11 protein-coding genes are annotated in these 15,472 nt (G+C 48.4%); 9 read left to right on the top strand and 2 right to left on the bottom strand.

Annotated features, from left to right (window positions below; translation table 11 throughout):
* Nucleotides 1-15: 15 nt before the first annotated feature.
* A complete protein-coding gene (gene dnaA, locus IKG78_RS11570) occupies nucleotides 16-1,341 on the bottom strand; it encodes a chromosomal replication initiator protein DnaA (protein WP_290943564.1) in 1,326 nt (441 codons plus the stop codon).
* A gap of 307 nt (nucleotides 1,342-1,648) precedes the next feature.
* Between dnaA and IKG78_RS11565 the strand changes: the two genes are divergently transcribed.
* From IKG78_RS11565 to IKG78_RS11540, 6 genes are all read left to right on the top strand, one after another.
* Nucleotides 1,649-2,125 (top strand): hypothetical protein, encoded by a 477-nt coding sequence (locus IKG78_RS11565; protein WP_290943562.1) that lies wholly within the window; start codon nucleotides 1,649-1,651, stop codon nucleotides 2,123-2,125.
* 410 nt (nucleotides 2,126-2,535) lie between these two features.
* Nucleotides 2,536-3,624, top strand: coding sequence for a squalene/phytoene synthase family protein (locus IKG78_RS11560; RefSeq protein ID WP_290943559.1), 1,089 nt, complete (start codon nucleotides 2,536-2,538; stop codon nucleotides 3,622-3,624).
* Between the two features lie 236 nt (nucleotides 3,625-3,860).
* Complete coding sequence (gene lspA, locus IKG78_RS11555; RefSeq protein ID WP_290943557.1) at nucleotides 3,861-4,439, top strand: signal peptidase II; 579 nt, start codon at nucleotides 3,861-3,863, stop codon at nucleotides 4,437-4,439.
* Between the two features lie 43 nt (nucleotides 4,440-4,482).
* Nucleotides 4,483-5,760: an RluA family pseudouridine synthase gene (locus tag IKG78_RS11550; protein ID WP_290943555.1), complete on the top strand. Its 1,278-nt coding sequence runs from the start codon at nucleotides 4,483-4,485 to the stop codon at nucleotides 5,758-5,760.
* 74 nt (nucleotides 5,761-5,834) lie between these two features.
* Nucleotides 5,835-6,881, top strand: a complete 1,047-nt coding sequence (locus IKG78_RS11545; protein ID WP_290943552.1) for a hypothetical protein — start codon at nucleotides 5,835-5,837, stop codon at nucleotides 6,879-6,881.
* A 53-nt stretch (nucleotides 6,882-6,934) separates the two neighbouring features.
* Nucleotides 6,935-8,362, top strand: coding sequence for a Mur ligase family protein (locus tag IKG78_RS11540; protein ID WP_290943550.1), 1,428 nt, complete (start codon nucleotides 6,935-6,937; stop codon nucleotides 8,360-8,362).
* 318 nt (nucleotides 8,363-8,680) lie between these two features.
* Here IKG78_RS11540 and IKG78_RS11535 read toward each other — a convergent pair whose 3' ends face one another.
* Complete coding sequence (locus IKG78_RS11535) at nucleotides 8,681-9,682, bottom strand: GGDEF domain-containing protein (RefSeq protein ID WP_290943547.1); 1,002 nt, start codon at nucleotides 9,680-9,682, stop codon at nucleotides 8,681-8,683.
* 62 nt (nucleotides 9,683-9,744) lie between these two features.
* Here IKG78_RS11535 and IKG78_RS11530 point away from each other — a divergent pair, with 62 nt between their 5' ends.
* The 3 genes from IKG78_RS11530 to IKG78_RS11520 all read left to right on the top strand — a co-directional run bounded on the left by IKG78_RS11530 (nucleotide 9,745) and on the right by IKG78_RS11520 (nucleotide 15,435).
* On the top strand, nucleotides 9,745-11,007 hold the full coding sequence (locus IKG78_RS11530; RefSeq protein ID WP_290943545.1) for an amidohydrolase: 1,263 nt from the start codon (nucleotides 9,745-9,747) through the stop codon (nucleotides 11,005-11,007).
* Nucleotides 11,008-11,422: 415 nt separating this feature from the next.
* Nucleotides 11,423-13,138 carry a family 43 glycosylhydrolase gene (locus IKG78_RS11525; RefSeq protein WP_290943543.1) on the top strand — a complete coding sequence of 572 codons (1,716 nt, stop codon included), beginning with the start codon at nucleotides 11,423-11,425 and terminating at the stop codon, nucleotides 13,136-13,138.
* Nucleotides 13,139-13,383: 245 nt separating this feature from the next.
* Entirely contained in the window at nucleotides 13,384-15,435 is a 2,052-nt protein-coding gene (locus tag IKG78_RS11520) for a family 43 glycosylhydrolase (RefSeq protein ID WP_290943541.1), read from the top strand.
* Nucleotides 15,436-15,472: the final 37 nt, after the last annotated feature.

The raw sequence follows: 15,472 nt of genomic DNA, 5'->3' as shown, positions 1-15,472 counted from the left end.
CTGAACCGCTTTCGTCTAGTCGTGTATGGCGTTCTTGAGACTTTCAATCAAACGGGCGAAACTCGGGTCGGTCTCCATTTCTTTCTTGACGCTCTTGATGGCGTGCACGACGGTGGAGTGGTCCTTGCCGCCAAAGCGAGAGCCGATGCTCTGCAAGCTGATGGGGGAGAGTTCGCGCATGAGGAACATGGCGACTTGCCTTGCTTTAGAGATTTCCTTGGTGCCGCGGCCCGGTTCGATGAGCTTTGTTTCGGGGACTTCGTAGTGCTGCGATACGGCGTGGAGCACGGAATCGAGGCTTACGCGGCGGCGGAGCGTCGGGGCGATTTCGGTGACGACCTTCTGTGCGATGTTCATGTCGATGTCGTGGCTCATGAGGCTCGACTGGAGCGTGAGCTTGATGATGGCGCTTTCGAGGCAACGCACGTTGCTTGCAATATTTTCAGCAAGGTAACGTATGACTTCGTCGCTGATTTCGAGGTGGCGTTCTTCGGCCTTCTTGTGGAGGATGGCTTCGCGTGTTTCCACGTCTGGCGGCTGGATATCGACGGTTAAGCCCCACGAGAATCGGCTCACGAGGCGGTCGGAGAGGTTCTTGACTTCGGCGGCAGGTGCATCGGAGGTAAGCACAATCTGTTTGCCTGCTTGGTGCAGTGCGTTAAAAATCAAGAAAAATTCGTTTTGCGTTTCGTACTTGCCCGTCCAGTTCTGGATGTCGTCAATCAAAAGAATATCGACTTCGTTGCGGTAGAAGTCCGACATTTCGGTGATGCGCTTTTCTTGCAGGCACTTCATGTACTGCTGCGAGAAGTCTTCGGATGTGAGGTAAATCACGCGCTTGGTCGGATCTTCTTCGAGAATGTAGTTGCCGATGGACTGGAGCAAGTGCGTCTTGCCAAGGCCAGAAGACCCATAAATAAATAACGGGTTATATTGCGTACCGTCCGGATTCCTTGCAACAGCGAGTGCCGCGTTGTATGCGAGCTGAGCCTTGTCGCCGGGGACGAAGTTTTCGAAACGGAAGCTGCCCGAAAGCGGGACGCTTGGCTTGATGAATTCGCGGAAAGAATTTTCCGTAGCCCTTGCTTGCGGCTGATAGACATCTTGTGGCTGGAAATCAAATTCAATCGGGGAGTCGTCGTGCGAAACATCTTTCCATGCAAGGCGGATCAAATCCTTGTAGGCTGCATAGACTTTGACATCGAGTCCAGGAGGAACAGCGATAACGGCGTGTCCCGTGGTCTGGCTTACGAGCTTGGTCTGTGCAAAATATGTCTTGAATACCGTATCCGACAGCATTCCATGGAGGTAGTTCAAGCATCTTTCCCATTCAACCTGCATTTCTCAATCCTCGTCCTGTGAGTTCGAAATCTATCAACAACTTGGCGTTACAATTTAGCTAATTTGGCGGACGTGTTGATAGGTTCATACGAAATTAAGTTAAAAAAAATATTTGTTTGAACGTAACTAAATTTTAACAAATGATTTTTGCCAATGTAAAGTCGCTATTGTCCTTAAAAAAATTGCAATTTTTCTATTATTTGATACAATGGATGTGAATTTTTTTCTGGAATATTTTTTCTGGCTCCCGGTGCTTTTGTGGGTGGGGCTCCATTTTTGGTTTAGGAATGTCTCGTATGTCGTTTTTATGAAAAAACAGGTCAATCGAGGCGAAAAATGGGCCTACGTTTCGGAAGGCTTTGTCAAGCATCCTGAACGTGTGAAGCTTTTGCGTTTTTGCGATATCTTGTTTACGCTCGTCGTTTCAGCTGCGTCTTCGCTTGTCGTTGTGTGGCTCTTGAAGAAGCAGGGGCTTGAGACGTACTCTAATTTGGGATTCTTGTCGGTGATTATCTTTGCTATTGTGGCGTATTTGATGGTGCGTCGGACGGAACTCAAGCTCACGGACTTGTTCCAGTCGGCGTTTTACTTGGAATACCGCTGGGTTCGCTATGGGATAGACTGTAAGGGGATTATGATGTCAGAAGAGAATGTGCAGGACCGTGCGGGATTGAGTTATGCGCATAAGCTTCGCAATGCTGAGGATCATCACCGCTTTTGGAGGTACGTGAAAGCGATGGCCAAGTCCAAGAAAGTCCCCCCGGAAATGTTTGAGGTGTATTAGTAGGTAGTAGGAAGTAGACAGTAGGCGGTAGGAAGTTGGAAGTGGGATGTGGGCGGTGTCATCCTCGACCAAGCGTAGCGCGGGAGGGGATCCAGTGAAGTTAGACGAAAGACGAGAGAACGCCCTTCGGGCTACAGACGAAAGAGGTTTGTTAGGTGATAGGTTTTAGGTGATAGGCAGTAGGAAGTAGGTGGTAGGAAGTTGAAAGAGGAAAGTGGGCGGTGTCATCCTCGACCAAGCGTAGCGCGGGAGGGGATCTAGTGAGGTAAGACGAGAGATTCGTTGGAAGTAGATAGTAGGCGGTAGGCAGGAATGAATTTAGTGGTTAGTAAGCAGGATGTGTAATAGGATCGTTTCCTTTACATCTCTAACCACTAATCACCAACCACTAATCACTAGAAAGAGCAAGTATGATAAAAAAATTGGATGGATTATACAAGGTTGAAGAAGTCCTCGAAGGCAAGGCGGCGTGGAAGTACGCCGAGGATGTTTTGCAGCTTGTGTCTCGCACATTTGCTCTGAACATTCAGGTTTTGCGAGGCAAGTTGCATCGCAGTATTTTGCTCGCGTACCTTTATTTGCGTATTGCCGATACGGTCGAAGACGATCCGGACATGAAGGCGACTGAAAAAGATCGCGTGCTTGCGCTGTTTGCCGATGTGTTCAAGACGGGCGAACTTGAAACCGAGAAAATTCGCACGTTCGTGGCCGCGCTCCCAGATTCTTGGCATGGCTCCGAAGACCCGAACAAGGATCTTTGCTCGAAGTCCGAAGTCGTGGTGCCGCTTTTGAAGTCTCTCCCGGATGCTTACAAGAAGCCGGTTTGCGATGTCGTGATTGAAATGTGTGGCGGAATGGCGAAGTTCGCTCTTCGTCAGGAGGCGGCTCTTTCGGCGGGCTGGTTCACGCTTGAAAACGTAGGCGAACTGGACGAATACTGCTACTATGTGGCAGGCATTGTCGGCAAACTTTTGACGAAGCTATTCTCTGCCGATACATGCTTGATCAGCAAAGAACGCGAGGCGGAACTTTCGAAGCTGGACGTGAGTTTTGGGCTTGCATTGCAGGTCACGAACATCGTGAAGGACTGCGTTGAGGATTCTGGCCGCCGCGTGTGCTTTATTCCAGAAGAGATTTGCCGCCGTCACGGTTTTGAACATTCGAGCGATTTGTTCAAGGCGGGGGCGGATCCGCAAAAATGTGGAGCCGTGCTTGCGGAACTTGTTCAAAAGGCGTGGCGACATTTGGATGATTCGATTGCATACACGAAGCTCATCCCGAACATCAAGATGCGCACGAGGCTATTCTGCCTTTGGCCGCTCTTTATGGCGGCAGAGAACTTGAGCTTGATCGGGGATGGCGTGTCGGTGTTCACTTCGGACAAGAAGGTGAAAATCACGCGCGATACCGTGAAGCGGATAGTCAAGGAAACGTCGATGCACTTCTATTCGGACAAGTGGATTGATGAAGCTTACGCGAGAATTAAGGGGCGTGGTTAGACGAAAGACGAGAGACTAGAGACGAAAGACGAGAGTGGTTCGACATAGTTCGACAGGTTCACTAACCGAGCTCACCAACCGATTGTCATCCTCGACCGTTAGGGAGGGGATCCAGTGATAAAAGGATTGATATTGTCATTGCGAGCCCAAGGTCACTGTGGTTCGACAGGCTCACCAACCTTAAGTCGAAGTGGGGGCGAAGCAATCTATACAAAAGGAATTTTATGCAAGATAACATGAAGTTTTATAACAAGTGGCCGTTCCATGTGGCGGTGATTATTTTTAGCATTATTTCAGACCAGTTGACGAAGCTGTGGGCTCTCTCGCGTTTTACCGATGAAGCCGGGAATATGACGTACGAGAAAATTCCTGTGATTGGAGAACTTGTGCGGTTTCAGCTGGTGTTCAACAAGGGCGCTGCTTTTAGTAGCAGGCCGCAGGACTTGATGCCGTTCCTGCCGCCGTGGCTGTTCTTTTTGCTGATTTCGATTGTCGCGGCTGTTGCTCTCGCGTGGTTTTACAAGTCCATCGACAAACGCGATTACTTGAGCCGCTTGGGCGTGGTGATGATTCTCGGCGGTGCTGTCGGTAACTTCATCGACCGCATGCGCATGCAGCAGGTGGTAGATTTTATCGATTGCGATTTTCCGGACTTTATCATGACCCGATTCCCGACGTTCAACGTGGCGGACTCGTTCGTGACCGTCGGCGTTGCATTGGTGATTTTGTCTCCCGTGTTTTTGCGCAAGTTGCATAAGCAAATTAAGGAAGAAAAAGAATCTAACAATCAGTCGGAAGTAGACGGTAGGAAGTAGACAGTTCTACTTCTTACTTCTTACTTCCTACTTCCTACTAAATATGAATTACATCGTAGAAGAACAACATAATGGTGAACGTATCGACAAGTTCCTTGTTGGCGTTATGGAAAATGTCTCCCGCACGGATGTGCAGAAGCTGATTGAAGCGGGCGAAGTCAAGGTCGGCGGTGGTAAAGTATCCAAGAACTTCCGCGTAGAAACGGGGATGGCGGTTGTCGTTGAAAAGATGATCGAGAAGGAATCTTCGACGCTTGAACCCGAAGATATTCCGCTGAATATTGTTTATGAAGATGACGATATCGTGGTCATCAACAAGCCGCGCAATCTGGTGGTGCATCCGGGTAATGGTATTAGCAAGGGTACGCTTGCTGCAGCGCTTTTGCATCACTTTAAGGAAAATCTTTCATCCGTGAATGGTCCGCTCCGTCCGGGTATTGTTCATCGCTTGGACAAGGATACGCCGGGGCTTATGGTGGTCGCGAAAAACGATGCCGCACACAGGCATTTGGCGCACCAGCTCGAAACGCGTACGCTCCATCGCACGTACAATGCACTTGTGTGGGGGTGCCCGCGTGACCTCGAAGGAACGATTGACGCTCCGATTGGTCGTAACCCGAAGAACCGTCTCAAGATGGCGGTGGTAAAGGGCGGCAAGGAAAGCCGTACGCATTATGTGGCGAAGCAGTTCTTTGCGATTGCGACGCTCTTAGAATTGCAGTTGGAATCTGGCCGTACGCACCAGATTCGCGTGCATAGCCGTTACACGGGCCATCCGGTTGTAGGCGATCCGCTTTACGATGGTCGCGACGAAAGTTTGAATCGTGTGCCGCCTCTGATGAAGCCGGTGGCCGAGAAGGTTCTTGAAATTGCTCCGGCGCAGCTTTTGCAGGCCGTGAAGATTGAACTCATCCATCCGCGTACGAACAAGAAGCTTACGTTCAAGGTTCCGATGGAAGAGCCGTTTGCAAATGTGCTCAAGCTCTTGAAAAAGGAATGCCCATCATCGGCGCCTGTGTATGACGAAGAAGAAGGCTTCCGCGATTTCGATGCGCAGATTCGCTTTGACGAAGATGATGAATTTGACGAATATGCAGAACCGCTGGAGATTTCGCCGGATGAAGCCGCTCCAGTGAAGGAACGCAAGACACGCGCCCAGCGCCTTGCCGAAAAGGCTCAGACCGCCGCGAAACGCCGTGCCGTTGCTGCCGAACGCAAGCTCATCAAGCAGATGAAGGCTGCTCGTCGCAAAGGAATCGCCCCGGAAGATTTCGTCGAACCCGGATACGAACCTACAATTGATCCAGAGTTGCTGGGGTAAATGAAAACGTGTCATTCTGAGCGAAGCGTAGCGGAGTCGAAGAATCCGGTAAAGTTCTGAATTGCTGTCGTTGTATGAAACTCTTTTTTATTTGCTTTTTTTCTGCATTTGTGATGTTCCTTGCTTCTTGCAAGGAAACTTCTGTGCAAGAGAATGCTAGTGTTAATGTAGAAGAAGAAACGAAGCTTGTTGTTGATGTAAAAGATCATTTTTCCCTTCGAGTTCCCAAAGATTGGTTTGTCAAAAAATTCGATACGAAAATGGATTTTGTAACATACAACATTGATGGACAGTCTGGTCACATCTTCTTGTATATTGGCAATCATCCTCAGTCTCATTTGTATTGGAATGGATCTCTTAGCGTAGGTAAAGTTGTTTCTGTTGGAACCAGGGATGATTTTGATTTTGGGGGTGCTAGCGATGCTCCTTACAAAGTACATATGATGGCTATGGGAACTACTTCTGTGAATTCTGTACTTTATTTTGAATTTTCGTATAATCCGCAAAATAGTGATACGGTAGCTTGTGAAAAGGTTATAACCTCGCTTCAGTATTTGAAAGAGGCTCCTGCAGATGCGGAGAATGTTATTGATGTCATTCAATATGGAAGGCGTGATAAGCTTGCAATGAAAGATATTCTTTGTGATAGTTGCACCTTGCAGGATTCGCTTGATGCGAAGAATAATCGGCTAGCTTTTTTTGAATGTTCGTTCGAAGATGTTGAATATCGTTTTGTTTCGGATGCTTCCGCAAAATGGGATACGCTGACAACGATTGAATTTAATAGAAAAAAAGACTCTTCTTTGAAAAAATGCAAGGCTCCGGTTCTTTTAAAAAATCGCGTTTCTGTAGGTGCAAAATTATCGGATTATGAGAAGATTGACTTTGTTGATTTTGAAAAGGATGGAAATCACTGGCTTTTGAATAAAAAAGAAAAATATTATTGTTCCGATTATGATTGTTATCATTGCTCAGATAATGACAAGGATTGTGCTCGTATGAAAAGTATTTGTGAAATACGCCGCCCAAAATGTGATTTGAAATATTTTGTGGAACATACAGATTTATATTTTTTGAACGACACGTTGTCTCGGGTTATTTATTCCTGGCGAAGACTATAGATTAGTAACCACTGACCACTGTCTACTTCCTACTTCTAACTTCCTTCTTAAATATGAACGAATCTTACTTCTTTATCGGTGTTGCTGGCGTGGGCATGAGTGCCATCGCGCAGTATTTGGTGGGCAAGGGCGTTGCCGTGAGCGGTAGCGACCGTCAGTTCGGCGAGTTCCTGAACGGAAATGCCGAGAAGCCGCTTGTCATGAGCCAACTCGAAGATTGCGGAATCAAGTGCTTTGCGCAGGATGGTTCCGGCGTTGTCGAAGGCCTTACCGCAGTCGTGGTGAGCACCGCTATCGAAGATTCGAATCCGGATTTGAAGCGCGCCAAGGAACTTGGCGTCCCGGTGATGCACCGCAGCGAAATGCTTGCGAAGATTTCGAAGGAAGCGCGCACGATTGCGATTAGCGGCACGAGCGGAAAGTCAACGGTGACCGCGATGGTTTACCACATTCTCGATTACGCTGGACTCCAGCCGTCCGTGATGACGGGTGCTGGCCTCGTGAACTTGCAGGCTCAGGGCAAGATTGGTAACGCTGTGAGTGGCAAGGGGCAGTGGCTCGTTGCCGAAGTCGATGAAAGCGATGGAACGCTTGTTCGCTATGAACCGGAAATCGGTGTCATTCTGAACATCGATAAGGACCATAAGGAAATCTCCGAACTCGAACAAATTTTCTTGAAGTTTAGCCAGAACGTCTTGAGCGCAGGGCACATCTTGATTGTGAACGATGCTCATCCGCTTGCAAAGAAGTTCAGCGCTGGTCGTGAATTTGACTTTGGCTATGAAAGCTATGTGAGCGTTCAGGGAATTGACTTTAAGTCGGTCGGGACGCATATCCAGTTCCGCGTGCGCCATGGCAACGAACTTGTGAAGTTCGAAATTCCGCTGCCGGGCAAGCACAATATGGAAAATGCTTTGGCCGCAACCGCAGCCGCTCTCCGCGCGGGCGTCTCGCTCCACACATGCGCCGATGCGCTTGCAACATTTCCGGGCGTGTTCCGCCGTCACCAGATTCTTGGAACGTTTAACGGAGTCACGCTTGTCGATGACTTTGCTCACAATCCGGCAAAAATTGCCGCAAGCATCAAAAGCGCTCAGGACTTTACCGAGGGTCGCGTGATTGCTTGGTTCCAGCCGCATGGCTTTGGCCCGACACGATTCTTGCGCAAGGACTTGGTGGACTTTATCGCCAAAACGCTCCGCCCGATGGACATGGATTTTGACCGCAAGAACGATGTGATGTTCTTTAGTGAAATCTATTACGCTGGCGGAACTGTTACGCGTGACATTAGCGCAGGCGACCTTGCGGACGACTTGATTCTCAAGGGCTGCGAAGCGATTTACATAGCCGACCGCAACGAGTGCGCAAAGAAAATGCTCGAGTACGCCGAACCGGGCGACACAATTTTGCTGATGGGTGCTAGAGACCCTAGTTTGCAAGAATTTGCATTTTCCGTGAAGAAAATGTTAGAAGAACGTTAAGCTCCTATCATCAGCATAGTCTCTTTGGACTAAGGTCCCTCTTGCCAATCTTATGCCGAAGGGCTGTGGCTGGCTTACACGTTCCCCTTTAGGAAAAAAGAAAAAACGTTAGTTTTTTCACAATCCGTGTGGCATCTTGACACAGTTCTATTTGCGTACACGGTTCTCTTTACAAATTCGTTCTCCCTTCGCGTTGTCTTTCCTGACTTGTTCGGGGAACTCCTTACACTGTACTAACCGCAGATACGATACTCACTGCATAATAATCCAAAAAGGCTCCTCAAAAGAGAAGCCTTTTTCTCGTGTTGTTCGCTAGTCTTATCTCAGCAATTCGAATTTCCCTCCGCCGCAATTTTTGCTGACGCAGTTCCTTCCGTTTTCCTTGGCATAGTACAGCGCTTTGTCTGCTCGTTCTATGAGCGATTCTACAGTGTCGTTATCGATTCGTTCTGCGTAGCCGATACTTACAGTCACTTGCAGAATAGTTCCGTCGTTCAAGGTCACACTCATGTTTTCTATGTTGTTGCGAATCCGGCTTGCAACGATTTTTGCTTGTTCGTCGGTTGCTCCTGGAAGGAATATCGAAAATTCTTCGCCGCCATAGCGTACGGGCATGTCTGAAGGTCTTAAACTGCGGATAAGCGTCTGAGCTACCGAAATAAGAACAAGGTCTCCAGCTAGATGTCCGTAAGTGTCGTTTACTTGTTTGAAATGGTCGATGTCGAGCATGAATGCAACAAGTTTGAAATGACCTATGTTGCTACGGTTTATTTCTCGCGTGTACATGTCTTCTAGCCAACGACGGTTGTGAAGTCCTGTCATCGGGTCTATTTTTGCATTTTCCTCGATGCAACGGATGTGATGTTGTTCTTCGCAGACGATTATGTTGTCTCTGCGGAGACGCTGGCTCAGCATCAGCAAAAAATTCAAGCAGAGTTCGTGTGAAAAACGCACCATTGATAGTACGGTGTCTGCCGGAATGTAAAGAATTTTGCTTTTTTCTTTTGCGATGATTGTCGCGCAGGGGGTAGTGTTGTCTAAAACGGACATTTCTCCGACACATTGGCCGGGTTCAACGGCTAGGGAAAACGTTCCTCCTTTTTCTGATTCCACGGTCATTTGAAGTAGGCCGCTGATGAGAATATAAACAGCCTTTTGACGGCTTGCGGGGGAGAGAATGGTTTCTCCGTTGTCGAAATATTTAACGGAACATTTTAATAGAAATCCAGCGAGTTGCTCGAACTGAATGTTCTTGAAAATATGTATCTGGGAAAATTCATTCCTTGAAATGGGCAAAGTTTCTGGACAATCGTAATTCATATTATTATAATATAATCAAAAATGGCGAAATACTTTACTCATTTTGCAAAAAGAAGGTGAAAGTGAAAAAAATTATATTGAAATCCGTTCTGTTGCCGAACAAAAAATCCGAAGATGCTCGTACCGACATCTTGATTGTTGGAAATGTTTTTGATAAAGTATCTCGTCCATTGGAGCCTGTGGATTACGAAGGTGCTGAAGTCGTCGATTGTTCGAATTTTGCAATTATGCCGGCGTTTTATAACGGTCATACGCATGCGGCGATGTCCTTGCTGCGAGGCTTTGCCGATGACATGGAACTTGGCAAATGGCTCAACGAATATATTTGGCCGACCGAGGCGAAACTTACGCCTGACGATATCGCTGTTGGGAGCCACCTGGCGATTCTCGAAATGATCAAGTCGGGGACGGTGTTCTTTGCAGACATGTACTGGCATCGTGAACAAACGATGCGTGCCGTCGAAGAAATGGGGATCCGGGCGGCTATTGGCGTTACTTTTGCAGAACCGCTGATGTCATCGGAGGCTTGGGCTGCGAATGTGGATTTTTTGAAGAATCATACGGGCGAATCGGAGCGTGTACAGCTTGTGGTGATGCCTCATGCAATTTATACGGTGGGCGAGGAGAAAACCGCTGAGTTGATTGAACTTGCTCATGATGAGAATTACAAAATTCATACGCATTTGTCTGAAACGATGACCGAAATTAAGAATTGCATGGAACAGTTCGGCTGCACTCCTGTGGAATTCTGGAAGCGCTTGGGTGGCTTGAATTCGAACTTCTCTGCGGCTCATTGTACGCACTTTACGTCATCGGACCGTAAAATTTTTGCGGAATCGGGGGCGACGGCTATTTTGAATCCGTGCTCTAACATGAAGTTGAACAGCGGAATTCCGCAGGTGGCTGAAATGCTCAAAGACGGCATGAAGCTTGGACTCGGCACGGACGGCGATTCGTCGAACAACAACCTCGACATGCAGGAAGAAATGAAAACGATTGCGCTTTTGGCAAAGTATCTCGGTACGGCGGAAACGCTTCCGGCAGAAGACGCTTTGAAAATGGCGACGAGCAATGTGGCAAATTTCTTTGGGCTTAAGGCTGGCCGCATCGAAGAAGGCTATCTTGCGGATTGCTTGCTGATCGATTTGAACAACGAACGCATGGTGCCTCGCTACAACATCTATAGCAACTGGGTCTATTCGGCAAATTCAAGCGCAATTGATTCCGTGATGTGCAACGGCCAGTTCGTGATGCGTGGCCGCCATGTCGAAGGCGAGGAAGAAATTATCCGCGAAGCCCGCGAGTGTGCAAAAAGGTTGGTGTAAATAGCTCTCAAGAAAACCAAAAACTTTCACCTAAAATTAATTGCCGTATTCAAACTGTGGACTTTTAATTCTGAAATAGCCTGTTTCTGATGCTTTTCCTCCCGAAAAAATGAATGTAGTATTCTCCTGTTCCAATATCAAAATGCAGGATGCTAACGACCAGTGACTAATGACTAACGGCCAATGACTAACGACCAACGACCAAAGACTAATGACCAGCCTCTAACACAGTCACTGGATCCTTCGCGTTGCTCAGGATGACGCCCGCAAGCATTCCTCTAACCACTAACCACCAACCACTAACCACTGCTCCACCATCCATAAATCATAAAAAAATATGTGGACTTTTAATAAATAAAAGTATATATTTATTGTTACCGGGCTTTTAACGAGTGTGGATGTATGGGAGAAGTCTATGGAATCAAAGGGTTTGGAGTCTTTGACTAGACGGAATCGTGCCGTAAAGGGTGCGGTCTGTTCGGCTATTTGGGGCTTGTGCGTTGCCGGACTTGGTTCGGCATCTTTTGCGGCGAACCCTTTGACGACTGATTTTTATTCTGCGGATGCCGCTGCCCTTGTGCATGACGACTCGCTTTTTATTTTTGCGGGGCACGATGAGCAGGGGCCGCAGGGCAATAACAATAAATCGTTCATTATGAATGATTGGCACGTGCTCGTGACCGATGATATGGAACATTATCACGATTACGGGGCGGTTCTGAGCGTAAAAACGTTCAAATGGGCGAATGCGAGCGCTTTTGCGGGCCACTGCGAATACCGAAATGGCAAGTTTTACTGGTATGTGGCCGTCCATCACGGGACCATCAAGGAAAACGGGAGTGAAGGTTTTGCGATTGGCGTTGCCGTGGCGGATCATCCGTCCGGCCCGTGGAAAGATGCGATCGGGCAGGCGCTTATCACTGACAATACGCCGAACGATGTGAAATTGAACATTGACCCTGCGATTTTCTATGATGGCGACGACATTTGGATGTATTGGGGCTCGTGGAATGCGGGTCGCCGTGTGAAGCTCAAAGAGAATATGATTGAGCTTGCAAGCACGCCCGAAGACATCAAAATCAAGGACTTTTTCGAAGCTCCGTGGATGCATTATTTCCGTGGCAATTATTACTTCAGCTATGCCTCGGGGTATCCATCGACGACGAATTATTCCATGTCGCCAAGCCTGAACGGACCGTGGACGCAAAAAGGCGTCATCAACGACAAGATGGACAATTCCGAGACGAACCATCAGGCGATTTTCAAGTATCTCGGGCATTGGTATTTTATGTACCACGGTGCGAATTCTCCGGGCGGCTGGACATATCGCCGTTCCGTAAACATCGACTACCTCTATTACGATCGTGACGGAAACATCCAGAAAATCAAGCATACGAATGGCGTGGATCCGGTCAACAACGCGCTTATCGAAGATGGCGGTTACCGCCTGACGGTTTCGCATAGCAATTTGGCGCTCGAAGATCGCGATGGTATTGTGGTGCAGCAGACTGCGGACGAACAGAACGATGCTCAGCTTTGGGTGCTTGCACGCGGAGATTCCGCACGTTATTACACGTTGCAGAACTTTAAGACAAAGAAATATTATTGCCCTTCCAAGACGCTTTTGGATACCGTTTCAACGAAATCGACACCTTGCGAAATCCGCATCGAGAATGCGTCTGTGCAAAAGGGGTATTTCCTCTTTGCGGATTACGATAGCGATTACTTGGCCGACGTGCTGAATGTTTCCAAGGACGTGGGGATGCCGCTCATCACGTGGGTTCGCACGGGAACGGACAACCAGAAGATTAAGCTTGTGAAAGCGGAACTTCCGAAAGTCGAGCCACCGACAGATTCAATTCCGAACGATTCGATTCCTGCGGATTCTGGAGTGGGTGATAAGACGGGATTGGAATTGTCGCGTGTGGGAACAATGCCTGCTCGTTTCGCGGTTTACGATGGCGCCGCACGTGTGATTCGTTTGGACCATGAAACAAGATGGACTTTGCTTGATGTGAATGGTGTTGTAATGGATTTTGGTTTTGGTTCTGATATTCGTGTGAAAACGTTACGTCCGGGGATGTACTTTGTCCGCATTTCCCGCGCAACCGCAAAGGTGATTGTAAAGTGAATGTTGGCTTCTCCGTCATCCTGAGTGTAGCGATAGAAACCAGTGCTGGACTTTACTGGATTCTTCGTCACGTTGTTCCTCAGAATGACGTTATTGATCGTCATCCTGAGCGAAGTGTAACGAAGTCGAAGACTACTCAGAAGGCGAGTGTTGCAAAAATGAGTTCACTCATTTTTATAACCGAGCCAAGGAGTAGGGGCTTTGCCCCATCCAGTGAAGGTTTATTAGATTGAATTTTAAGGAGTATGGAAATGAAGGTTTTGAATAAAGTTTCATCGGCGATGACTCTCGCTATGGTTGGTGCTTTGTGCGTCTCCGCGGTGTCGGCTGCCGATTGGTATGCGAAGGATAATTTGCAACCGGGGCACGACCCGAGCATGGTGCGTTTCGAGGACGGTTACGCCCTCATGAGCACGAACAACAATTTGCAACTATGGACTTCCGAAGACGCTTATTCTTGGCAAAACCACAAGTCAACGGTGAGTGCAATTCCGCAGTGGGCGTATCAGTACGCTCCGGGCACGGAAGGCATCTGGGCACCTGACATTTACTACATGAATGGCGAGTTCCGCGTGTATTATTGCGTGTCCGTTTTCGGTAAGCGCTCGTCTGCGATTGGCTACACTGCGACGACTTCGATTGTTCCGGGTACAACCGGTTACGGCTGGAAAGACCATGGCCACGTGATTCATACGGTCACAAGCGACAAGTACAATGCGATTGATGCAGACGTTGTTCGCGATACCGAGGGCAATTACTGGATGGCGTTCGGCTCGTTCGGTCTTGGAATCCAGCTGATAAAACTGGACGGTAAGACGGGTTACCAAGCCAGTGACGACAAGACAATTTATAACATTGCACGTCGCACGAGCAAAGCGAGCAATGGTGCTGAAGAAGGACCGAGCCTCATAGAACATGGCGGAAAGTATTTCTTGTTTACGGCGTGGGATATTTGCTGCCAGCAAGGTAATGATATTGAAAAGACAACTTACAAAACGGCGTATGGACGTGCTGATAAAGTAACTGGCCCGTATAAAGACCGCAGCGGTGCAGATATGGCGACTGGCGGCGGAACGATTCTTATGGAACGTTATGGGCGTTACGTGGGGCCGGGCGGCGGCGAAGCTTTCCAAGACTTGAACCGTGTGCGTTTTGTGCATCATTACTACGATCTCAATGGTGACAAGTTCAACCACATCCATATTCGCGATGTTGTCTTTACTGATGACAACTGGGTCGAAATGGGGCAGCCGTTCCTCGGGCGTTATTTGAGTGCCGAAGTCGAACATGGCGTGCTTACGCGTGCGGTTTCGGGCGACCTTGCGATTACGCGTAGCAATACAGCTTCGAATGGAGAATATCTTGCGTATGTCAATACGGCAGGTTCCAAGATTCGCTTGCCGATGAACATCATGCCGGCAGGCGAGTATTTGCTGCGTTACCGCTATGCAAACGGCGGCGATGCAGCTGCTACGCACAAAGTCACGGTCAATGGCAAGTCGCAAACCGTGACGCTTCCGCCAACAGGTTCGTGGGGCACGTTCCCTGAAAAGTCTATCGTGATGGTTCCGGCAACGCTCAAGCGTGGCGGCAACTTTATTGAAATTGAACCCTCGCCGAACGGTAATTTCGCGGAACTCGACCGCATCGACTTTTTGCGTGTGATTCAAGATACGATTCCGGCAAATGGCTTTGACAACGGCATCCGCGTACGCCTCACGGACAATGATGAATTTGCTATCAAAGACGGCGGTTACGCTATTTTCGAAAACGTTGTGACGGATTCCATCAAATCTACGGAAGTGGCTATCGAAGTGAAGAATCTTACTGGTGGCAAGCTCAGCATTCGCGACGGCAAAAAGGACGGAACCGTTCTTTCGGAATGCGAACTGGTGGCAGCCAACGCGAAGTCGGTTGCTAACGGCTGGACGACGGTGAATTGCTCAAACCTCAAGAGCATTGGCGGCGTGAAGGACTTTTACTTGACGGCGTCTGGCGTTTCGGGCGAAGCGATTGTCAGGAACATTGTGTTCGCGAGTGCGTCGTCGGAAATTGTTTGCAACAGCCCTTCGACAGGCTCAGGGACCGATGGGTGCGGTGATCCGATTTCTAGCTCCGGCGGCTTTTCGAGTAGTTCGGGAACCTTAATGGAATCGAGTTCTTCGGGAAGGACTGCAATTCATGACGTTCGTCGTGCGTTTATTGGGACTGATTCGCAAAATTCCACCCGGAAGAGTTTCCACGATCTCAAAGGACGCCGATTTGATGATCAAATCCCGTACCGCATGATGTTCTAGTTATACAATAAAATGTATATTCCTTCTAAAGCACCTT

The sequence above is a fragment of the Fibrobacter sp. genome, from assembly GCF_017545445.1.
Classification (GTDB): domain Bacteria; phylum Fibrobacterota; class Fibrobacteria; order Fibrobacterales; family Fibrobacteraceae; genus Fibrobacter.
The sequence above is the reverse complement of the archived record's forward strand: the minus strand, read 5'-3'. Positions and strand labels throughout refer to the sequence as shown.

Coding starts and splice junctions, on each gene's coding strand:
- lspA (WP_290943557.1), top strand. CDS start 3,861: ATGAAGTTTTATAACAAGTGGCCGTTCCATGTGGCGGTGATTATTTTT.
- IKG78_RS11540 (WP_290943550.1), top strand. CDS start 6,935: ATGAACGAATCTTACTTCTTTATCGGTGTTGCTGGCGTGGGCATGAGT.
- IKG78_RS11565 (WP_290943562.1), top strand. CDS start 1,649: ATGAAAAAACAGGTCAATCGAGGCGAAAAATGGGCCTACGTTTCGGAA.
- IKG78_RS11520 (WP_290943541.1), top strand. CDS start 13,384: ATGGAAATGAAGGTTTTGAATAAAGTTTCATCGGCGATGACTCTCGCT.
- dnaA (WP_290943564.1), bottom strand. CDS start 1,341: ATGCAGGTTGAATGGGAAAGATGCTTGAACTACCTCCATGGAATGCTG.
- IKG78_RS11545 (WP_290943552.1), top strand. CDS start 5,835: ATGAAACTCTTTTTTATTTGCTTTTTTTCTGCATTTGTGATGTTCCTT.
- IKG78_RS11535 (WP_290943547.1), bottom strand. CDS start 9,682: ATGAATTACGATTGTCCAGAAACTTTGCCCATTTCAAGGAATGAATTT.
- IKG78_RS11525 (WP_290943543.1), top strand. CDS start 11,423: ATGGAATCAAAGGGTTTGGAGTCTTTGACTAGACGGAATCGTGCCGTA.
- IKG78_RS11550 (WP_290943555.1), top strand. CDS start 4,483: ATGAATTACATCGTAGAAGAACAACATAATGGTGAACGTATCGACAAG.
- IKG78_RS11560 (WP_290943559.1), top strand. CDS start 2,536: ATGATAAAAAAATTGGATGGATTATACAAGGTTGAAGAAGTCCTCGAA.